Origin of the sequence: Kitasatospora sp. NPDC096077, from assembly GCF_040303245.1 — a bacterium.
In the GTDB taxonomy this organism is placed as follows: Bacteria; Actinomycetota; Actinomycetes; order Streptomycetales; family Streptomycetaceae; genus Kitasatospora.
Map to the genome: position 1 here is coordinate 5847 of NZ_JBEOSV010000090.1, position 5553 is coordinate 11399.

The 5553-nt window shown below is 76.9% G+C and carries 4 protein-coding genes and 1 pseudogene; 2 read left to right on the forward strand and 3 right to left on the reverse strand.

The genetic code is table 11. From position 1 onward, the window contains the following. The 3 genes and pseudogenes from ABTZ03_RS40130 to ABTZ03_RS40140 form a co-directional block, all read right to left on the reverse strand. Nucleotides 1-385, reverse strand: a pseudogene (locus tag ABTZ03_RS40130) (hypothetical protein); the annotation flags it as partial. A 187-nt stretch (nt 386-572) separates the two neighbouring features. After that, nucleotides 573-1637 carry a tetratricopeptide repeat-containing protein gene (locus ABTZ03_RS40135; protein ID WP_350518173.1) on the reverse strand — a complete coding sequence of 355 codons (1065 nt, stop codon included), beginning with the start codon at nt 1635-1637 and terminating at the stop codon, nt 573-575. Nucleotides 1638-2269: 632 nt separating this feature from the next. After that, complete coding sequence (locus ABTZ03_RS40140; protein ID WP_350518174.1) at nt 2270-2902, reverse strand: hypothetical protein; 633 nt, start codon at nt 2900-2902, stop codon at nt 2270-2272. A 529-nt stretch (nt 2903-3431) separates the two neighbouring features. On the opposite strand from ABTZ03_RS40140, the gene tpx reads away from it, so the two are divergent. Both tpx and ABTZ03_RS40150 read left to right on the forward strand, forming a co-directional pair. Then, nucleotides 3432-3932 carry a thiol peroxidase gene (gene tpx / locus ABTZ03_RS40145; protein ID WP_350518175.1) on the forward strand — a complete coding sequence of 167 codons (501 nt, stop codon included), beginning with the start codon at nt 3432-3434 and terminating at the stop codon, nt 3930-3932. 188 nt (nt 3933-4120) lie between these two features. Continuing rightward, nucleotides 4121-4852, forward strand: coding sequence for an SMI1/KNR4 family protein (locus tag ABTZ03_RS40150; protein WP_350518176.1), 732 nt, complete (start codon nt 4121-4123; stop codon nt 4850-4852). The last annotated feature ends 701 nt before the right edge of the window (nt 4853-5553 follow it).

Sequence of the window (5553 nt, forward strand, 5' to 3'; positions counted from 1 at the left end):
CCAGCTCGGCCGGCGGCTTCGAGTTCGGCCAGCGCGAGCTCCAGGCCCTCTGGAGCCAGGGCGCCACCAGGGCCGCGCCCGTCAGCAGCGCGGGGCCGACCAGGGCGCCCAGCAGGTAGCCCGCCCGGTAGGCGCCGTCGTAGCGGCCGGCATCCGGATGCGGGCGCAGCAGGGCGAGCACCCCCACCAGCAGCCACAGGGCCGCGAGCACCACCAGAGCGGCCGCGGCCGCGCCCTCGGGCACGGGCTGCGGGCGCGGCGCGGGCGGCGGGGCCAGGTGGGCGGCCGCCGGCGGGTCCACGGCGCCGGCGGCCGCGGCCGCCAGCGCCTCGGGCAGCGGCAGGGCGTGCTCGGCGCCGGCGCAGCCCGGGCATACGGCACTCATCGAACGATCCACTCCTCAGGGCGACTTGTGCGCGAACGGTCCCGGCACGCAGTACACCACGGCACCCTGACGGCGCGTCACATGTTTTCCCGGGGCCCGCCCGGGGTGCGGGGGCCGCGGGGTGCGGGGTGCGGGGTGCCGTACACCCCACGGTGGATGGCCCGGCCCGCCGGGCGGGCCGGGGACGTCAGAGCGGTCGGCCGGTGAGGCCGGCCAGGACGTGGCGGGCCCGGACGGCGCCGTGGTGGTCGTGGCCGAAGTGGGTGCGCCAGGCGTCGTGGGCGGTGTGCAGGAGGTCGGCCGCCTCGTCGTCGCGGTCCAGTTCCGCCAGGGCGGTCGCGAGCACGGTGGCGGCTTCCAGCGCGCGGTGGTGGGCGGGGCCCAGGCGGCTGCCGCACTGGTCCAGGCACCGCCGGGCCTCGTGTTCGGCGTCGGCGGGCCGGCCCGCCGCGAGCAGTGCCGCGCCGCGGGCCAGGAGGATCGCGCTCAGGTCGTGCGTCAGTGCGCCGGCGCTCGGGGTCCGGTCGAAGGCCTCCTGCGCCCGCTCGACGGCGGCCAGCGCCTCCCGGGCCCGGCCCTGACCGGTCAGCGCCCGGGCCGCGCCGAGGTGCAGCACCACCAGGAACCGGCCCAGGCCCCGCCGGTGCGCCTCCTCGATCACCGGGAGCAGCGTCTGTTCGGCCTGTTCGTGGTGGCCGTGGAGGCACAGGCTGAAGGCCAGGCCGTTGGCGGCGGCCAGTGGCAGCAGGATCCGGTGGAGGTCGTCGGTGCCGGCGGCGGCACTCCGCACCGCCTGCGCCTGCGCGACGACTTCCCCGTGCAGGCCGAGGTAGGCCAGGTGCTGGAGGCGGTCGCTGCGGCCCTTGAGGACGAGCCCGTGACCGGGGGAGGTGACGCGGGCGCGTGCCGCGGCGGTGGCGGCCAGGAGGTCGGCCGCCTCCCGGTGGCGGCCCGCGTCACCGAGGACCAGGGCCAGGACGTCCCGTCCGTCACGCTCCCCGGACCCGCCCCCAGCGGGCCGGGCGGCTACGGCGGACCTGGCCTCGCGCTCCGCCTCCTCCAGCCGGCCCTGCACGCGCAGCACCTGCGCCAGCAGGACGCGCGCGGCGCCGGCCCGCGGGTGCGCCCCGTCCCCGGCGGCCTCCAGGACCGCGCGCAGCTCCCGCTCGGCGTCCGCCCAGCGCACCTGCCGGTACAGGTGCTCGGCCGCCTCCAGCCGACGGTCCGGCCGCCGACGCCCCCACCAGCCCACCGCTTGCCTCCTCTCCCCCGGGACGAACGACGACGAGCATAGGGCCCGGCCACCACGGCGGACACGGGCAGGCGGCACGGTCCCGGGAAGGGACCGGTGCCGCCCTGCGGACCGACACCGATACAGGGCGGGGCACCGGCGTGGCCGTCGTCCCGCAGGACCGGCGCAGTGCCTCGCCGCCCGGTCCGCACGCGCCTGCCGGCACCGAGGAAGGCGGGCACCTCCTCGGCCGCGGTGGCACCGAGGCCGGGAGCGGTGCCTCGCGTCCGGACGCTCAGGCGGTCAGGCGCCGGGACAACCGTCCCGGACGGCCGCAGGGCACCACGACGTGCCGGACCGGGGCCGTCCTGAACACCACGGTCACCGGCACGGCCATGAGGAGCAGGCCCGCCATCGCCACCGCACCAGGCCGGCGCGCGAAGGTGACACCCGCGTTCCTGGCCGCCGCCGTCCACGGCGGCACCCTCGCTCCACAACCGTCGCTTCACGGCGGACGGCGGGCCTGCCTACCGCGTGGCCGCCACGCGGCTCCCACGCGGACAGGTCCCGCGCGGGCAGGTCCCGCCATGGGATGCCGGTCCGCGTGCGGAGCCGTGTCCCGCCTGTCAGACCTGCCCGGACCGCGGGGCGTGTCAGCGCCTGCCGCCCGCGGGGGGCTGCGGGCCGGTGGCGGCCAGGTAGGCGTCGACCTGGGCACGCCGGTAGCCGCCCCGCACCAGCGGGAACGCCCCGGGCGCCGGACGGTGGTGCGGGGCCGACGCGAGGTGGGCGTCCACCGGCACCGGGTCGTAGCCGCGCCAGGCGGTGGCGAACACCGGCACCGCCGGCGCCCCGGTGCGCGAGGGGTGCACGGCGGCCAGGGCCTCCTCGACCTGCCCGGGGTCGTAGCCGCGCCCCGCGATGCGAAAGCGCGGACACACCGGGCGCCCGCCCGCGGGCAGGGCCAAGTGGGCGTCCACCTGCGCGCGTTCGTAACCGTGGCGCACCAGGTCGAAGCCCCGCCCCAGGTGCCCGCCGGCCCCGGCACCGGCGGACACGGGGGCGTCGGACACACGAGCGCCGGCGTCGGCGGGGGCGGGCCCGCGGGCGGCGGCCACCGCGCGGTCGACCTGGTCGCGGTCATAGCCGCGCCGGGCGACGGCGAACCCCGGACCGTCGGGGCGCAGCCCCGCCGGCAGGTTGAAGTAGGCGTCCACCTCGGCGCGGTCGTAGCCGCGCCGCACCTCGTCGAACTCCCGTGCCCCGCCCGTGTCCGCCACCCTCACGCCCCGTCTCTCCCGCCCCCGCAAGCCCCCCCCGGGGGGGCGGCCGTTCACCGTCCGGCCAGCATCGCACAGGCCCGCCCGCCCCCGGCCCCGCTCCCGGCCGCACCCGGACGGCGAGGGCGGGCGGAGCGGGAGCGGTGTCAACTCCCCCGCACGACGGGACGGTTGCCGCACGTACCGTTGCCGCCGTCCGACGCCCGGTGGCACGCGGTACGCGGTACGCGGTGGAGGAGGCGGTCGCGGCCGGGACACGGACCCCTGGCGTGCGCGGGGCCGAGCGGCGGCGGGGCGCAGGCGGTGGCACCCCCGGTTCCCGCTGGGCCGGTGTTCCCGGGTACCGGGCGGGCGCGGGTGCGGGTGGCCTCCACGGGCCGGCGGGGGTCGCGGGGTTCGGGGCCGGCGGGCGGGGTTCGGGGCCGGCGGGACCGGGGGTGGGGTGTCCGTTCCTCGGTCACCGGGTGGGGCGGGGGCGGGCGGGCAGTAGGATCGGCGGCGTTGTCACCCGTATACCGCTGGTAGGAGGCTTTTGATGGCTCAGGTCACGCTGAAGGGCAACCCGGTCGAGGTCGGCGGCGCGCTGCCGGCGGCGGGCAGCCAGGCCCCGGCGTTCACGCTGGTCGGCGAGGGCCTCGCGGACACCTCGCTGAAGGACTTCGCCGGACGGCGCAAGGTCCTCAACATCTTCCCGAGCGTCGACACCCCGACCTGCGCGGCGTCGGTGCGCACCTTCAACGCCCGGGCGGGCGCGCTGGAGAACACCGTGGTGCTGTGCATCTCGGCGGACCTGCCGTTCGCGCAGGCGCGGTTCTGCGGCGCGGAGGGCCTGGAGAACGTCAAGACCCTCTCCACCCTGCGCGGACGCGAGTTCCACGACGCGTACGGCGTGTCGATCGACAGCGGCCCGCTGGCCGGCCTGACCGCCCGCGCCGTGGTCGTCCTGGACGAGAACGACACCGTCCTGCACACCGAGCTCGTCGCCGAGATCGCCGAGGAGCCGAACTACGAGGCCGCCCTCGCCTCCCTGAGCTGACCCCGCGCTCCTGCCGGGCCCGCACCCCCGCCGCGTGGTGGGGGGTGCGGGCCCGGCGGCATCCCGCATCCGCCTCCGCTTCCGCGCCCCGCTCCGCTCCGGCGGGCCCGGCCGCGGCGGCGCCGTCAGCGCGTCGTTGGACCACGGGTCCGCCGCCGCGAAACCGGTCGCGGTGTGTTGTCACCGGGGTGAAGCAGCCGGAGCCGCACCGCCCGGCTGATGACGGCACCCGCGTCCCCGGCTCGGCCACGGCCGCATTCGCGCGCCGTGTCACGGCAGTTCGGCACAAGAGATCAGGAGATCAGGAGATCGACGTGGGCGGCGAGTCCGAGGACATGTCCTCTGCGCTTCGGATGCTTCGCGGGCTTCGGCCTCTTGTCACCCCACCGGCCGGCGGCGGGAACACCGTCGACTGGCCGCACATGACCGCCGAGTACGGCCACGGCTTCCCCGACGACTACCGGGCCTTCATGCAGGTCTACGGCGAGGGGACGTTCGACAACTTCCTCTACGTGAACCCTCCTGTCTCCGAGGTCTACCCCAACCCACCGTTCCCGGTGAAGGAGGAGACCGATACGGCTCGCTGCACGGCCGAGGAGGAGGACTTCGACGAGCCCGACCTGCTGATCGCGTGGGGCGGCACGGTGGACGCCGATCTGTTGTGCTGGTACGCCTGTGACCCCGATCCCAACCGATGGACGACGGTCGTCCTCCGTCGCCACTGGGCACCACCGCAGTGCTGGATGCGCTTCGACTGCGGGATGGCCGAACTCCTGCACCGGTACGTGCGGCGCGGGATCCCCGACTTCTGGATCAGCGATCTGCGCTACGAGGGCTCGCGGTTCGTCCACAGCCGGGACGGGCGCCGCTGGCGCGGTACGGGCCTCGACCCCTGGGGAACCGTGCCTCTGACGGCATAGCGAAAGGTCCTTCCACGGCCGGCCGTCCCCGACAACGCGGCGTGTCAGCGCCACAGGACGTGAGCCAGAACTCCACCTGACCCGACGAAATCACGCGACGGCCGTCACCTCCGTGCAACGATCCCGGGCATGCGCCCGGCTACCGACGCGGTCACCGCGGTCCCGCGGCTCGTGCCGGTCGACGACCCCGGAGAGGACGACGGCTGTCTCCGCGAGCCGGCCGGCCCGCTGTTCCTCGCACCGGGTGACCGGCTCCTGTCCGACGGCACCAAGTCGGACCTCACCGTGACACGAGCCCGCGACAAGACCTTCGCCCCGACCGCCGGGTGGGACGTTCGCCGCAGCCACGGCCACCCCCGGCCCCGGGCCACCGGCGTGTCACCCGCGCACGGATCTCCCGGACGACGCAACGGCCTTCGCGTGATCCCGAACCCGACCGGGAGAAACAGGACCTGACACCAAGGCCCGCAGCGGCGGACCGGCCGGGACAGGGCGTGCCGTGCGATCCGTTCCCGCAACCGTCACGCCCGCCAGGCACCGGCAACCCGCCGCCGGCCCACCGCAAACCCACCGGCCCCACCGACACACCGCACATACCGGCAGCACGCGGGCGGCGCACCGGGCAGCCGGGACACGGGCCCGGGGCGGCCCCCTTCCCCCGCCCGCCTGCGGCGTCGCGGGCGGGCCGGAGCCGGCCCGCC